Origin of the sequence: Nostoc sp. DedVER02, from assembly GCF_034530675.2 — a bacterium.
Taxonomy (GTDB): Bacteria; Cyanobacteriota; Cyanobacteriia; order Cyanobacteriales; family Nostocaceae; genus Nostoc.
This window is the reverse complement of record NZ_JAVRCP020000002.1, coordinates 261,947-276,703: the sequence shown is the minus strand read 5'-3', so window position 1 is coordinate 276,703 and position 14,757 is coordinate 261,947. Positions and strand designations below refer to the sequence as shown.

At 42.7% G+C, this 14,757-nt stretch carries 12 protein-coding genes; 6 read left to right on the top strand and 6 right to left on the bottom strand.

All coding sequences use genetic code 11. The features are described from left to right. Positions 1–212: 212 nt before the first annotated feature. Positions 213–2,486 (bottom strand): M48 family metalloprotease, encoded by a 2,274-nt coding sequence (locus RMZ41_RS05110; protein ID WP_322640532.1) that lies wholly within the window; start codon positions 2,484–2,486, stop codon positions 213–215. Positions 2,487–2,681: 195 nt separating this feature from the next. Beyond that, positions 2,682–4,310 (bottom strand): peptide chain release factor 3, encoded by a 1,629-nt coding sequence (gene prfC, locus RMZ41_RS05105; protein WP_322640531.1) that lies wholly within the window; start codon positions 4,308–4,310, stop codon positions 2,682–2,684. A 125-nt stretch (positions 4,311–4,435) separates the two neighbouring features. Between prfC and RMZ41_RS05100 the strand changes: the two genes are divergently transcribed. Together RMZ41_RS05100 and hemB are read left to right on the top strand one after the other, a co-directional pair. Further along, positions 4,436–4,795, top strand: coding sequence for a DUF4870 domain-containing protein (locus RMZ41_RS05100; RefSeq protein WP_322640530.1), 360 nt, complete (start codon positions 4,436–4,438; stop codon positions 4,793–4,795). Between the two features lie 342 nt (positions 4,796–5,137). Next, positions 5,138–6,118, top strand: a complete 981-nt coding sequence (gene hemB, locus RMZ41_RS05095) for a porphobilinogen synthase (protein WP_322640529.1) — start codon at positions 5,138–5,140, stop codon at positions 6,116–6,118. A 237-nt stretch (positions 6,119–6,355) separates the two neighbouring features. On the opposite strand, the gene RMZ41_RS05090 is transcribed toward hemB, so the two are convergent. Further along, positions 6,356–7,033, bottom strand: a complete 678-nt coding sequence (locus RMZ41_RS05090; RefSeq protein WP_322640528.1) for a response regulator — start codon at positions 7,031–7,033, stop codon at positions 6,356–6,358. Positions 7,034–7,354: 321 nt separating this feature from the next. Between RMZ41_RS05090 and lipA the strand changes: the two genes are divergently transcribed. Beyond that, the gene (gene lipA, locus RMZ41_RS05085; RefSeq protein WP_322640527.1) at positions 7,355–8,254 is read left to right on the top strand and encodes a lipoyl synthase; all 900 of its coding nucleotides are present in this window, start codon (positions 7,355–7,357) and stop codon (positions 8,252–8,254) included. Positions 8,255–8,465: 211 nt separating this feature from the next. Next, positions 8,466–8,615, top strand: coding sequence for a photosystem I protein PsaX (locus tag RMZ41_RS05080; protein WP_094328289.1), 150 nt, complete (start codon positions 8,466–8,468; stop codon positions 8,613–8,615). 21 nt (positions 8,616–8,636) lie between these two features. Here the strand turns inward: RMZ41_RS05080 and RMZ41_RS05075 are convergent, their stop codons facing one another. Then, the gene (locus tag RMZ41_RS05075) at positions 8,637–9,503 is read right to left on the bottom strand and encodes a branched-chain amino acid ABC transporter permease (RefSeq protein WP_322640526.1); all 867 of its coding nucleotides are present in this window, start codon (positions 9,501–9,503) and stop codon (positions 8,637–8,639) included. Positions 9,504–9,708: 205 nt separating this feature from the next. Between RMZ41_RS05075 and hrmK the strand changes: the two genes are divergently transcribed. After that, on the top strand, positions 9,709–11,535 hold the full coding sequence (gene hrmK, locus RMZ41_RS05070; protein ID WP_322640525.1) for a hybrid histidine kinase/response regulator HrmK: 1,827 nt from the start codon (positions 9,709–9,711) through the stop codon (positions 11,533–11,535). A 204-nt stretch (positions 11,536–11,739) separates the two neighbouring features. Then, positions 11,740–12,573 carry an ATP-dependent sacrificial sulfur transferase LarE gene (gene larE / locus RMZ41_RS05065; RefSeq protein ID WP_322640524.1) on the top strand — a complete coding sequence of 278 codons (834 nt, stop codon included), beginning with the start codon at positions 11,740–11,742 and terminating at the stop codon, positions 12,571–12,573. Positions 12,574–12,598: 25 nt separating this feature from the next. Here the strand turns inward: larE and RMZ41_RS05060 are convergent, their stop codons facing one another. Then, positions 12,599–12,961 carry a DUF4864 domain-containing protein gene (locus RMZ41_RS05060; protein ID WP_322640523.1) on the bottom strand — a complete coding sequence of 121 codons (363 nt, stop codon included), beginning with the start codon at positions 12,959–12,961 and terminating at the stop codon, positions 12,599–12,601. Positions 12,962–13,000: 39 nt separating this feature from the next. Next, entirely contained in the window at positions 13,001–14,056 is a 1,056-nt protein-coding gene (locus RMZ41_RS05055; RefSeq protein ID WP_322640522.1) for an SGNH/GDSL hydrolase family protein, read from the bottom strand. Positions 14,057–14,757 lie beyond the last annotated feature (701 nt).

The window sequence follows — 14,757 nt, the reverse complement described above, 5'->3', positions numbered from 1 at the left end:
CTGCTGTGTTGGGAGGATAAAAAGGTATGGAGGGGGGAAAAGCATCCAAATGTATAACTAAGCTGGAGTGCCTGGTTATGTTGGCTGCTATTGTTTGTGTAAACAAATGTAACATTTTAAAAGAAAACCTGCAACTTTTCTTTACATTTTGATTTGTCATTTGTCAGTTGTCCTTTATCCTTTGCAAATGCCTAATTCCCAATTCCCAGTAATTAACCAGTAAGAAAAACGTATGCGCCCAAAGCCTGTGCTGCAACTGCCAAAAAAGTAGACCAGATGGGATGAGGGCTATGAATGGTTTTACCACTTTGGGTTTCCAGGGTTTGGATATCGATCCAAGGTGTTGCTCCTCGCCGGAACCAACCTGTGACGATAATTTGGCGACCGATTAAATCCTGGTGATTCACTGACTGTCCTAGCCAAGAAATGTGGTGTAATTTCACCAAACCCGCGCTGGATTGCAAAATTAAATCTTGTGCTAGGGAGTTGCTAGTACCTTGACGACCTAATAATTTGCCCACCAGACGCACGCTGACGCTATCAATAGGTAAGGCAGAGGGGTCAGCTAATAAGTTCGGTAAGTAGTCGTCAGTTTGTACCGTGGGGGATTTGATATCGGGGAAAAAAGAATTAATCCGCATTACTGTACCGACGCTAAAACCAATTAGAAGGCAGCCTGTAATGAAAGACCAATCTTCATATATCCACTTTAGATTCAAAAACTTGAGTGCAAATGCTAGTTGCCAGGTTAGCCAGACCAAAGCTGCAAACAGAATACCTAAAGGAATTCCTAACCAGGGAGCGATTTGTAATAAGAAAGACTGACGCTTTACCCTTGATGGTTCGCTAGCAAAATGTAGTTCGGTGTCTAGATGCCAGTGACGGGCTATTTTGCAGAGGCGTTCGATGCGATCGCCCATCAAAGGATGACTATTATTAATCGTAAACCATTGGCGATAGGGATTGGCAGTATCCCACTTCAAAAATGATTCAAAAGATAAATTGCTGGCAATAGTGCCCAAAGAAAGGCTCTGTTGATGGCTAACTGGTGTCAAGAGATTTAAGCTTTCCAGTTGCCAACTGGTATGTTCTTGTTTTTGGATATCAGCTGCAATGCCAATGGAAATTTTGAGTAAAGCGCGAATCAAGGCGTTGGGATTACCAGTGATTTCAGATGCGACGCGATCGCTATAATAAAGCCGCAACCGCGACAACCACAATCCAGTCCCAGTTAGCAAACCCCAAAGCCCATAAACGAGACTAGCCACAATTGTCACTGGCCAGCGCCAAATCCCTGATATTTTGTCTCCCAACTCCGATATTTGCTGATATAGCTGATGAATTGGTAGTGTCACCAGCAGCAACAAAGACATCACTGCAAAATCCCAGTGAGCAATATGCCCTAGCTGCGTGGCGTAGATAATTGCAATTTCATCATCTGCCAGTTGCTCTAATAGTCCTTGACTGACAACAATCCTGGCATTACGTGGTAAACTACCGTAGGTCAGGATAATTGGCGCAGCCATTGGTAAAATTCGCAGTTTGGGTAACGGCCAGTGGCGCTGTTGACAACAACGTTGTACCACCCGCACAGCTTCGCGGCTATGGGCATTCAATACGTCTTTGGAAAATTCTCGCTGACCATACAACTTCGCCAGTAGCAAATCCAGCAACCAAGGTGATACTCCGAGCAAAATCACCAATACCGTTAGCAACAATTTAGTAGGGTTGCTGTATAAAAGCTGCAATGGCTCCAGATAAGGTAGTTTGACTAAAGTCAGGTTGATGAATCCCATTGCGAACTTGATGATTTCTCGCATCAACCAAAATAGGGCAATGAATGTTCCTGCTGTTAGCAACCGCAAGGGAATTAATTTTGGCTTACGTAGGGGTTGCCATGCTTTGGCGCGTTGTGCTTGTCGCCAATAAATAACACCAAATAATTTAGCTTGGGTGCGGGTAACGGAACCCATGAAACCGTTTAGGGGTGCAGCTGGTGGTAGTGGTGTCGCTACTATAGCCTTGAGTTTAGGTAGTGGCACCATTGCCGGGGGGTCGTCTTTCTTGGTTTCTATTACTTGGTCTTCTGGCTTTTCCTCTAATGTAGGAGTTACCGGGGGCGTAACTCGAGTTGAATCTGGAGTTGAATCTGGAGTTGAATTCTCAAAAGCAACAAATCCAGTTTCGACATTTTTTGATTCTAGATCGCGTTTTTTACGCTTTGTTAAGTGTTCGAGAGCGCGTGTTGCCCACTCTTGAACTTGCGGATTGTTACTCTCAATGAGATTCTGGGAAATAGCGATCGCTTGGGAAACTTCGCCAGTGCGAGCATAAGCCATCACTAAACCAACCTGGGCTTGTAAGCTAGTAGTAGCATTGCTTTGGCTGCTAGCAATAGGTTCTAGTTGAGCGATCGCTGTTTGGTAATTTCCCTGCTTCAGGGCAATTAAACCAGCCTCCAAAGACGATTTGGCATGTGAAGGCATACAAATTCTGGCACTCCAATCTCTTCTAAATGATCCACGTTTGTGCAAAAGCGCGAACCTCGGATGCCGTGGAAATCAACCGCGCCCAAGTTTTGCTTGTCTAAGTGAATTGAGCGAGAAAGAATTCAGGAGTCAGAAGTCAGAATTCAATTGAGTCTTAATCTGAATTCTGGATTCTGTATTCTGTATTCTTCTTCATTCCTTCACTGGTTGTTGACTAGAAAAAACTGGAGCGATCGCGCTTAATTTTAACTCTGGATGGTCGCCCAGCAACTGTTGACAATTCCATTCATTACGGAATAGCAACACTGGCCGTCCCATACTGTCTTTAACTGTAGTGGTATTGAATATTCGTCCCACCTTTTCCAATGCTTCCCAACCACCCTCAACCCAACGGGCGACACTGTAGGGCAATAAATCTAATATGGTTTCTACACCATACTCGTTTTGTAAGCGAAACTGTACCACTTCAAATTGCAACTGACCCACCGCCGCCAAAATTGGATCGCGCTTGGCTTCATCAGTTGAATACATAATTTGCACAGCACCTTCTTCTCGCAATTCCGCAACGCCTTTTTGGAATTGTTTAGACTTCGAGGGGTTGGGATTCCTCAGAGACGCAAATAGTTCCGGCGAAAAATACGGAATCCCCTCATATTCGAGCTTTTGTCCCGTGTAAATTGTATCCCCGATCGCAAAAACACCGGGATTGTTCAAACCGATCACATCGCCAGGATAAGCCACATCAATCGATTCCCGCTCTTGAGCAAAGAGTTTTTGCGGGCGAGATAGACGGATGAGTTTACCGATGCGGGCGTGATTCACCATCATATCTTTTTCAAACTTACCAGTACAGACCCGGATAAATGCGACGCGATCGCGGTGTTTCGGGTCCATATTCGCTTGCAGCTTGAAGACAAACCCCGAAAATTCTGGGTAGGTAGGAGCGACTTCGCCCACACTGCTGTAATGAGAACCAGGTTTGAGGGCATATTCGAGGAAGTACTTGAGGAATAACTCTACCCCGAAGTTAGTCATTGCGCTACCAAAGAACACAGGTGTCATTTTACCTTCGTGTATCAGCTGCAAATCTAACTCTGGCCCAACTCCTTCTAAGAGTTCTAAATCATTTTTCAGTTGGTGGTACAGGCTTTGTTCTAGCTGTTCTTCTATTCTCGGATCGCCTAATTCGACTATGGTATCGCGGGCTTCTCGGCTGCCGTGGGCGCTGCGTTCAAACAGGTGAATTTGTTGCTTGTGTCGGTCAAAAACACCTTTAAAGCGATCGCCCATTCCAATCGGCCAGTTTACCGCATAGGTTTGCAATCCCAATTCTTGCTCGATTTCATCCAACAATTCTAAAGGTTCTCTTCCGGGGCGATCGAGCTTGTTGATAAATGTAAAAATCGGGATACCCCGCAACTTACACACTTCAAACAATTTGCGGGTTTGGGGTTCCAAACCTTTTGCCGCATCAATCAGCATCACTGCGTTGTCGGCGGCGGCAAGGGTGCGATAAGTATCTTCACTGAAATCTTGGTGTCCAGGAGTGTCTAATAAATTTATTTGACAGTTCTGGTATTCAAATTGCAACACCGTGGAGGTAATGGAAATACCCCGTTGTTGTTCCATTGCCATCCAGTCAGAGGTAGCCTTACGCTGTGCCCGTCGCGCCTTCACCGCTCCAGCTTCGTGAATTGCACCTCCGTACAAAAGTAGCTTTTCTGTTAGTGTAGTTTTACCTGCATCGGGGTGAGATATAATCGCAAAATTGCGGCGCAGTTCAACTGCTTGAATAAGTTCAGACTGAAGTTCAGTAGACATAAATGTATTTGTTTGTTAGCTAACTTAATTTTTTTAGCTCTGGTAAGTCTTTTAATCTTAAGACAACGATGCTCGTGATAGGGTCGTAGTGTAATCAACAATCTGACTAAAATAGGAGAACAGCAATGTACGATACAGATAAGCGAAAGCTTCTATCCGCCTTGTCGCATGGAGCGATTTTTTTCAGTACAACATTGGTATCTGTCGGTATACCGATCGCTATACTGCTTGTATCTGACGATCCTGTTGTTAAAGAAAACGCCAAAGAATCGATCAATTTCCACTTTAATGTCTGGTTCTATGGTGCAATTCTGGGAGCGTTGTTTTTTCTATTTGGTTGGTTAGTGTTACCTCTATTATTATTGGGCCCACTAGCAGGTTTAGGATATCTATTACACTGGGGATTAACAATTTGGGCACTCATTGGAGTTTTCAGCAATCCTGATATACCCTTCCGTTATCCCTATATTTTCCGAGTTTTTTAATACAAATTATCATTAGGCATTGGGCATTGGTAATTGTCAGTTATTTGTTATTAAGCTGTTATGCCTTAGTTTGCACACAACCAATCGCCAGGATTTTGCCAACAGAGAGTTTTACGATTTTAAATTACGAATTACGAATTACGAATTACGAATTATTTTCCCAGTCCGTCGGATAGGTGCAACCAAGCTGTAGAATACAAAATTGCCCTACAACTTGATTAAGAGTAGGGCAAAGGACAGTTAAGCACTGTTTGTAGTCTGTCTGACGGCAGGAAAATTTTATCCTGCTTTTGTGACGCTTTGTTTTGTGTCCATTTGCGTTGTTTTTCTTCATAAAATTTTATGTTTCCTACACATCGTCCCCGTCGTCTGCGTACTAATCCTCAATTGCGCCGGATGGTTCGTGAAACTGTTTTAACAACAAGCGATTTAATCTACCCATTATTTGCCGTACCAGGTGAGGGAATCGCTAACGAAGTAAAATCTATGCCCGGAGTCTACCAACTTTCGGTAGATAAAATTGTCGAAGAAGCAAAAGAAGTTTATGACTTAGGAATTCCTTCTATTATTTTATTTGGTATTCCGGCTGATAAAGATGTAGATGCTACTGGTGCTTGGCATGATTGCGGTATCGTCCAACAAGCAGCGACGGCGGTAAAAGCAGCAGTACCAGATTTGATTGTAATAGCCGATACTTGTTTGTGTGAATACACTAGCCACGGTCATTGTGGTTATCTGCAAGTTGGTGATTTAACAGGACGAGTTTTGAACGATCCAACTTTGGAATTGTTGAAGAAAACAGCAGTTTCGCAAGCGAAAGCTGGTGCTGATATTATTGCGCCTTCTGGAATGATGGATGGGTTTGTCCAGGCAATTCGTGTAGGTTTGGATGAAGCCGGATTTCAAGACACGCCGATTTTGTCTTATGCTGCTAAGTATGCTTCAGGTTACTATGGCCCATTTCGGGATGCAGCAGACTCGACACCGCAATTTGGGGATAGAAGAACTTACCAAATGGACCCAGGTAACGGACGCGAAGCAATTAAAGAGATTGAATTGGATATCGCTGAAGGTGCTGATATGCTCATGGTTAAGCCAGCTTTGGCATACATGGATATTATCTGGCGCGTAAAGGAAGCGAGTAACTTACCAGTTGCGGCTTACAATGTTTCTGGTGAGTATGCAATGGTAAAAGCTGCGGCTCTCAATGGTTGGATTGATGAAGAGCGAGTAGTTATGGAAACTTTGACTGGATTTAAACGTGCTGGCGCAGATTTGATTTTAACTTACCATGCCAAAGATGCGGCGCGATGGTTGAAGTAAAGATCGAATGTAATACCATTTATTTTTGAAGTTGCACCTATAAAACTTACGCAAAACGTAGGGGCAATTCATGAATTGTCCCTACGTATAATTTTTTCCTGTTTTTGAATTTTGTTGTCACCGATGATTTGTCAACATAAGTGTTTTTGAATTAACTATTTTTACCCGCTTTTAATCGGACACCCGTTATTACGAACGGGGTATTTTTGGCTGCGATAATAATAATAAACACAAATGTTACTTGATTTTTTGTTTAATAAAGGTAACAACCTGAGTTAGCTGTTTCTTCAAGCCATCGATTTCAGCTTGCATTTTGACAATTTTCTCATTCAACGCATTAATTTCTGCTTCAGACACTCCTCCAACAGTAGGAGTTGCGTTGCTTGCCGCCGTAGGCATCGCAGCAGTAGGAGTTGCTAGCGTAGCAGTATTTGCGACGCTAGGGGCTGCTACCGTAGCAGTTGCAACACTAGAAGTTGCTACTGTGCTATTTTTCACAGCAACCCCTGCTCCTACTGCAACTAATTCTGGTCGCGGCAGTTTCGCCTTGCTCATAGCTAACTTAATTGCGTTAATTAGTTGCTTCTGATCGAAAGGCTTGCCCAGAAATTCAAAGTATTCAAAGGGTTCTGTGATTTTCTCAGTTACTTCTTCCTTGCGACCAGACATGATCACCAAAGGAATTTTCCTTAATTCCGGATCGGCTTGAACTTTCTGGAAAACTTCCCAGCCACTCATTTTAGGCAACAGGAAATCCAGCATAATCAGGCTGAGTTTTTCCTGAAGAATAAAATTTAGTCCTTCTAAACCGTCTTTTGCTTCCAGTACCTCAAAATTGCCCGGAGGCAACATTTCTCGTACTTTTACCCTGACAACTGTAGTGTCATCGATAACTAAAATCTTGTTGCTTGCCACGACTGTTTGCTCTAACAGAAACTTTAAGTGTAAATAGCGACTTTGCCGACTGTCCTTGAGAATCCTCCCACTATATACAAAATTTCTAGCAATTGGGGGATAGTATATTTCGGTATAAATGGCATTGCCAGAGGTATTTTGTAAAACTTTTACTGGCGCTCTTTTCGATTTATGTCATGGTGATATTGAAGGCTTTAGCTTTGTTCTAAGGCATAAAGCATATAAAGGCACGGAGACACGGAGATATTAAGACCGTTTTCTGCGTCTATTCTTGTCCATTTCAAGACCACTACTTTATATCCGTATCTTGCTTGGATGTCTATGATTTCGTCACAACAAGCCGAACTAAAGTCTGAAATTGCCGCAATGCCTAGCTGGTTACGTCGCCCTATCGGTAAAGCCAGTGAAATATCTACCGTACAACGCATTATTAAACAGCGCCAAATCCACACAATTTGCGAAGAAGGTCGCTGTCCCAACCGAGGAGAGTGCTATGCCCAAAAAACTGCAACTTTCTTGCTAATGGGGCCTACTTGCACCCGCTCTTGTGCTTTTTGTCAAGTAGATAAAGGTCATTCACCGATGCCTCTTGATTTAGAGGAACCCCAAAAGGTAGCACAGGCTGTACAGCTTTTGGGATTACGTTATGTGGTGCTGACTTCTGTCGCCCGTGATGATTTGCCCGATCAAGGCGCAGGGCATTTTGTGGAGACGATCGCTACTATCCGCCAATTAAACCCAGAGACTCAAATTGAAGTGCTGACCCCAGATTTTTGGGGTGGTGCTGGTGTTGGAGAATTAGGTCAACGCCAACGAATAGCGATGATTGTGAAAGCTAAACCAGCGTGTTTCAATCACAATATCGAGACAGTGCGGCGGTTAACCGGGCCAGTGCGCCGGGGAGCTAAATACGATCGCTCACTCTCAGTACTAGCTATGGTCAAAGAAATCGATTCGACAATTCCCACCAAATCAGGTTTGATGCTGGGACACGGTGAAACACTTGATGAAGTTATTGAAACAATGACTGATTTAAGGGCTGTAGGGTGCGATCGCTTGACTATTGGACAGTATATGCGTCCTTCCTTAGAACATCTGCCAGTTCAAAAATATTGGACTCCGGAGGAATTCGATCAACTCGGCAGATTAGCATGGGAAATGGGATTCAATCATGTCCGTTCTGGGCCTCTGGTTCGCAGTTCCTATCATGCTGGAGAGTGAGGAGTAGGGGAGGCAGGGGGCAGGGAGCAGGGGAGCAGGGAGCAGGGGAGCAAGGGTAAGTAACTAATTCCCAATGCCCAATGCCCAATGCCCAATGCCCAATTCCCAATTCCCAATTTCCAAATTCACACAAATATTCTTAAAGAATTTGGATATTTGGTACGCCAGTTTGGTATTTCTTAAAAAGTCATGACATTAGGAGAATCGGATTATGACCGCTAAAACAACAAAGAATCCTGCAAATTCCCCAGTTGCCGACAGTGGGGCTAAACCTCCCTACCCCTATCGCACAGGCTGGGCAATATTCTTGTTAGCTATCAATTTCCTGGTAGCAGCCTGGTATTTCCACATTATTGAATAATTAGAAGTGGAGTGGTGCTGCTCAAATCGTTCCTTTGAATAAACCTTTGGGACGAATGAGCAGCACCAAAATCATGATCAACAGTGCTACGCCTTGTTTGTATTGTGAACCTAGCCAAGGGGTGCTGATTTCTTGGACGATACCAATGATAAAAGCTGCTGCGATCGCACCGTAAGGATTGCCAATCCCGCCAAGAATCACTGAGGCAAATAACGGTAGAATTAAGAACCACCCCATATTTGGACGCACGGCTGTAATCAAACCATACATACTGCCGCCCAATGATGTAAGAGTTCCAGCAATTAGCCAAGTCCAGAAAATTACTCGGTCAACATTAATACCTGAAACTCTGGCTAAGTCCAGATCGTCAGCCACTGCTCGCATCGCCTTACCTATTTTGGTATTTTGCAATAGGTAATGCAGCACGAAAATTGCTATCACCGCTAACCCCAATACCAATAATTGATTTTGCGGCACCTTTAAACCAAAGATGTCTAAAGCTGTGGTGACAGGTAAATTATAGTTTTGGTTCTTGCCACCCCAGATCAAAATAATCCCATTGCGAAGAAATAAGGCAAGTCCGATAGAAATAATAATCAGCGTAGTGGAAGTAGCACGGATCGAGCGCATCTTTGACCATAACAACTTTTCCGATAACAGCATTGCTGCTACTGTTCCTACCGCCGCCAGGATCATTGACAGCCAAATATTGACTCCAATACTATTGATCAGCCAAGTCAGATAGGCTCCTAAAGTTAAAAAGTCACCATGAGCAAAATTAGATAGCCGTAAAATCCCATAAGTAAGAGTTAGTCCGACTGCGGCTAGAGCAATAATGCTCCCCACCGCAATGCCATTGACGATTAGTTGGGCGAATTGTATATCCATAAGTCTTCAATTGCTTTAACAGATTTTAGAACAGTGGTTTATATAATAATTTTTTTGGACTAGTGCTAAATTCGACATCATAAGTTATGGTTTATAACAACATAAGTTATGGTTTATAAATAAAAAAGAATTCTCGGTTAATATGCATAAAATCCTTTTTGGATTTTTACTACGAACCTAAATTTGTTAAGCGGTCTAGTTGACCATGCAGCAGTACTCAAGCTTACCAGACCAGAACTCACAGATAGATGCAACGCCAAAAGTTTTGACAACAATTCAGCAACTTCGCGCCAAGTTGTGGCTGGAGAGCAGCTTGAACCAGTTGCAAAGTCGCCTTAATCAGTACCTGCTTTCTGCTTGTAACAATGTCCTACAGGCAGAGGTTGCAGAAGGAGAAATTTTCCAAACGGTGGTTAATGAGATTAACACTGCCGTTCACAGCAGTAATCTGACGCTTACAGATTATGCCGTAGGCATCGCTCTATTTCAACCACAAGAAACTTTTGCCACAGTTTGCTACGTTTCTCATTCTCCATCCCCAAAATCACAACCTTTATCTTTAAAAGTGTCAACAGCAGAAAAAAAACTGCTGTTGAGATTGCAAGAGGTTATAGAACTCGAAGATTTGCAACAGCTTGAGAATCAACAGCCACCAAATGCTTGGCAGTTAGCTGATGATTCTGGCTGCATGGGGTGGTTAATTATCGCCGCAACGCCCCTAAACTCTGATTGTAAGTCGCTCATAGAATCACAAGATCAACTTAGATCGGAATTGATGGCTAAGTCTGCCAAGCACTGTACTACAGCATTGGTACAACTCAGACATATTCTATCTTTGCAGCAACAATATCAAGAGTTAAGTAACTCTAATCAAGAATTGGAGCGCACCAATCAACTGAAAAATCAGTTTTTGGCAAACACCAGCCACGAAATTCGTACACCGCTTAGTTCTATTATTGGGTTTACCCATCTACTTTTAGCTCCAGGATTTGAACCAACTAAAGAACGCCAGCAAGAGTATTTACATATCATTCAGTCTAGCGGCAAGCATTTACTAGCTCTGATTAATGATATTTTGGATCTCTCAAAAATTGAAGCAAACCAGCTAGAAGTGCAGTGGGAAAGTGTAGATGTGCCACTACTATGTAACAATGTTCTGGCACTGGTGAAAGAGAAAGCCGCTAATAAGGGTTTAAAACTGTGCCTAGAAATTGACTCCAATATTACAACCTTAGTCGCCGACTCTTTGCGACTCAAGCAAATGTTGTTGAATTTACTCTTCAATGCCTTAAAGTTCACAAGCATTGGAAGTGTTGGCTTACAGGTTGTTCCTGAAGGTGTATCTGTACATTTTACAGTTTGGGATACAGGCAGTGGGATTTCTCAAGAAGACCAAACTCAACTATTTGAACCCTATTTCCAAATTACTAAGGCTATTGCTGGTGGTGCTGAAGGCACTGGTTTGGGTTTAGCAGTGACTCGCAAACTTGCCCAAATTCACGGTGGTTTTGTGAAAGTGGAATCTGAAGTAGATGGCGGTTCCCGTTTTACCCTTGTACTTCCCCTTAAGCAAGAGACAGTAGTAGAGGGAAATGATGTAGATGAGGTAAATGAGGAAGCAAAAGACTCCTCATCTCTTTTACCTTTCACTGCTAGTTCTTCTGTAGATATTTTGCTGGTAGAAAATGACTTACCCAACGCTAATTTGATGCAAATTTATCTACAGAAATTGGGATATCAGGTGACTTGGGTTAAGAATGCTGTCGAAATGTGGGAAGTTCTAACACAGCTAGAACCAGCAGTGATTTTGATGGATGTTTGTCTAGCAGATGAAAATGGTCTTAATTTGATCGAAAAATTGCGAGAAAATCACCAATATCAAGCGATTCCGGTAATTGTTCAAACGGCAATGGCAATGAAAGGCGATCGCGAAACCTGTCTAGCAGCTGGAGTAAATGACTATATTTCTAAGCCGATTGATTTACCACTTTTAGCCAGGCTGGTAGCCAAGTACAGTAAACCGCCAGGATAGGGGAAGTAGGGGGGCAGGGGAGCAGGGGGCAGGGGGCAGGGGGACAAGGGGACAAGGGGACTGATTCATCCACCTTGGAACCTCATTCCCAATTCCCAATCCCCAATTCCCAATCCCCAATTCCCAATTCCCAATTCCCAATGCCCAATGCCCAATGACTACAATAAAAATTGTTGGGTGCTATAGGGTTTGAGTAGGTGGGAAATGATGCTGATAGAAAAATTTGAGCAATTAAAAGCCTTATTTGAAGAGATGGAGCAGGCTTTGATTGCCTACTCTGGGGGTGTTGATAGCACTTTGGTTGCCAAAATTGCTTATGATGCCTTGGGCGATCGCGCTTTGGCTGTCACGGCTGTTTCTCCTTCGCTGTTGCCAGAAGAGTTGGAAGATGCCAAAATTCAAGCCGCAACTATTGGGATTGCTCATAAAATCGTCCAGACTCACGAGATGGAAAATCCCAATTACACTTCTAACCCGGTTAATCGCTGTTATTTTTGTAAAAGTGAGTTGCACGACACTCTCAAACCTTTAGCTTTGCAGTTGGGTTATCCCTACGTAGTAGATGGGGTAAATGCTGATGATTTGCATGATTATCGCCCAGGAATTCAGGCGGCGAAAGAAAGAGGGGCGCGATCGCCTTTAGCTGAAGTGGGTGTTACTAAAGTTGAAGTTCGCCAACTTTCGCAACAACTCGGTTTACCTTGGTGGGATAAACCCGCTCAACCTTGCCTAAGTTCTCGCTTTCCTTATGGTGAAGAGATTACTGTCGCTAAGTTACAACGAGTTGGCAGAGCAGAAATTTTCTTAAGAAAGCTGGGTTGGCAGAATTTGCGCGTGCGATCAGAAGGGGATACAGCACGCATTGAATTATCACCAGAACAAATTAAAGAGTTTGTGTTAACGACAGATTTAGAGAAAGTAGTTTCTGTATTTCAGGATTTCGGATTTCTTTACGTAACCCTGGATTTGGAAGGTTATCGTAGCGGTAAGTTGAATCAGGTTTTGAATAATCGGGAAGCTTTGGGTGTTAAATTATAAAATTTTGGTTCTATGGAGATCCAGTTTATATTTCTTTACCTTCTACAGAAACTAGAAAGCAGCCGTTAATCCTCCAGGCATTATCCGGCTGTTTTTCCATAAAATATAAAGCTCTAAAGGGAACTCCATTAGGAGCAAGAAGTAGTACTGGCTGAGTTATGTCTCCTTGGATGGTTGTTATCTTCTCAAAAAAGACAGAACGAGGACGGTATACTGCTGGGTAGCTTATCTTCACCATCTGTATAAAATTTTCTGGAGTACCAAATTGCGCCTGAATTCCTGGACTGGCGAAGGCAAAAGCACCTTGAGCATCATCCTTTTGAAAGGCTGCCAATTGGTTTTCAATTAGCGAACGTATGGCGATCGCATCGTTGTCGGTAACTTCCATAAATCTAAAATTGCGCTCGTTCGACTTTGGGGCGATCGCTCAATTTTCACGCTGAGTTAGCTTGTATTCTATCTGCTGTAATGCCGAGCGCCAAACATCATAACCTTCTTGCGACAGGTGCAAACCATCTGTGGTTAACTCTGGGCGCATATTGCCTTCCATATCTGTAAACCAGCTATAAATATTTAAATAATTAGCGCCTTCTTGTTTAGCAATCTGGGTTAGTTGGGTGTTGATGTGACGAATGCGGCTATTAGAAAGTTTTGCTAGACGAGTAGGTAAAATTGATTGAACCATGATTTCAGCTTTTGGGTGATCGTCCCGTAAACGACGGACAATCCGGCGATAATTACGCAAAATCGTGTCATCGCTAGCGCCTTTTCGTAAGTCGTTAATTCCAGCCATGACATAAATCACATCGGGACGGGTTGCCGAAAATGCATTTAATCTTTTTAAAACCCCACTAGAAGTATCTCCAGAGATGCCTTGATTGAGCCACAATTTCCCACTAGGCAGTTTTTCTTTAGGAAACCACATACTCAAAGAATCACCAACTAAGATACTTAGATGATTTGAACCTTGACCTTGAGCGATCGCTCTAGCTTCTAAAGCTAGTAAACTTTTCCAGTCATCATAAGTTAGTTGACGCTTCCTAATCGACTCCCACAAAGATTGCAAATTATCACTATTTGCACGTGTATAAATCTGACCTGTTTTCAAAGCCGCCAATCTTTGGTAGTAAAGTTGATTACCAGATGTCAATGAAATACCCGTTGCTTGGGCGCTGGGGTTGGCTAATGATTCTGTTGAAGCTGGTAATCCTTCACTACTGAGTTCGGGGACGCTAGAGACATTTTTCTCGTCTACCGTCGGCTGTGAATTTTTTAGGGGTTGGAACGCTTGCCCACTGAGTTCTGGTAAGGAGAGATCAACGCTGGGGATGATTTGTCTACTTACTATTGTCTGCGAGCCTTGTTTTAAATCCCACAGGAATCTAGAACTTTCTGGCAGGACAATTGACAAATGTGGAAGAGCCGATGCTGGTATTGCTAATCCTGTTAACAAGCCTGCTGCCAACAGATAAGGGTCCCTCATCGCTTTCTCTCTCCTCTACTCACTCTTTTCCCTATCACAACATTAATTGCCTGCATTCAGGAAAATTTTACATCGGTTAAGTTATTATTCTTATTTACACTGTATAGTTCTGTAAAGTGTGTTGATGAGATTATCTTAGACAATTTACGATCTCTTTAAAGTACAGTTTTTTCGGTGGTATACAAGTCTTATTTGCGAGAACACTGTTACTGAAAGCACTATTTTCACAAACTGACTATTTTTTATAACTCAGTGGTCACAAATATTGCAAGTATGTATAACCTTGGCTATTGGTTGATATAATACGACTATCTGCCCTTAATGAGCAAATAAAAGGTTATTCTCACTACTATTGGAGAGCTTACTGAAAAAAGTTAGGCTTTGAGATTATTTTGGGATAATTCTGGAGTCATTTATAGCACTCTCAAAGAGTATACATGTTACGCTGATATGGCAAAAGTTAAATTTATTTTTCTCCAAAAGTTAGCGTTTAGCTTTGATATAGGAATCATATTTGATTTCTAAAAAATCTAAGTATTTGTAGTATTTGTAGGGTGTATTAAGCGTAAGCCGTAACGTACCACTCTTAAGGCTTTGGCGCATTACTACGTATCTTTTCAAAAATCAAATAGTAGCCCTATACAATGATTCAAGGTTGAATACAAATTGTGCCGTAGTAGAGTAATTATCTATACTTATGT

Excerpts from the sequence above, each read along its gene's own strand:
- lipA (WP_322640527.1), top strand. The coding sequence starts at position 7,355 with ATGATTTCGTCACAACAAGCCGAACTAAAGTCTGAAATTGCCGCAATG.
- hemB (WP_322640529.1), top strand. The coding sequence starts at position 5,138 with ATGTTTCCTACACATCGTCCCCGTCGTCTGCGTACTAATCCTCAATTG.
- prfC (WP_322640531.1), bottom strand. The coding sequence starts at position 4,310 with ATGTCTACTGAACTTCAGTCTGAACTTATTCAAGCAGTTGAACTGCGC.
- larE (WP_322640524.1), top strand. The coding sequence starts at position 11,740 with ATGATGCTGATAGAAAAATTTGAGCAATTAAAAGCCTTATTTGAAGAG.
- RMZ41_RS05060 (WP_322640523.1), bottom strand. The coding sequence starts at position 12,961 with ATGGAAGTTACCGACAACGATGCGATCGCCATACGTTCGCTAATTGAA.
- RMZ41_RS05110 (WP_322640532.1), bottom strand. The coding sequence starts at position 2,486 with ATGCCTTCACATGCCAAATCGTCTTTGGAGGCTGGTTTAATTGCCCTG.
- RMZ41_RS05075 (WP_322640526.1), bottom strand. The coding sequence starts at position 9,503 with ATGGATATACAATTCGCCCAACTAATCGTCAATGGCATTGCGGTGGGG.
- hrmK (WP_322640525.1), top strand. The coding sequence starts at position 9,709 with ATGCAGCAGTACTCAAGCTTACCAGACCAGAACTCACAGATAGATGCA.
- RMZ41_RS05055 (WP_322640522.1), bottom strand. The coding sequence starts at position 14,056 with ATGAGGGACCCTTATCTGTTGGCAGCAGGCTTGTTAACAGGATTAGCA.
- RMZ41_RS05080 (WP_094328289.1), top strand. The coding sequence starts at position 8,466 with ATGACCGCTAAAACAACAAAGAATCCTGCAAATTCCCCAGTTGCCGAC.
- RMZ41_RS05100 (WP_322640530.1), top strand. The coding sequence starts at position 4,436 with ATGTACGATACAGATAAGCGAAAGCTTCTATCCGCCTTGTCGCATGGA.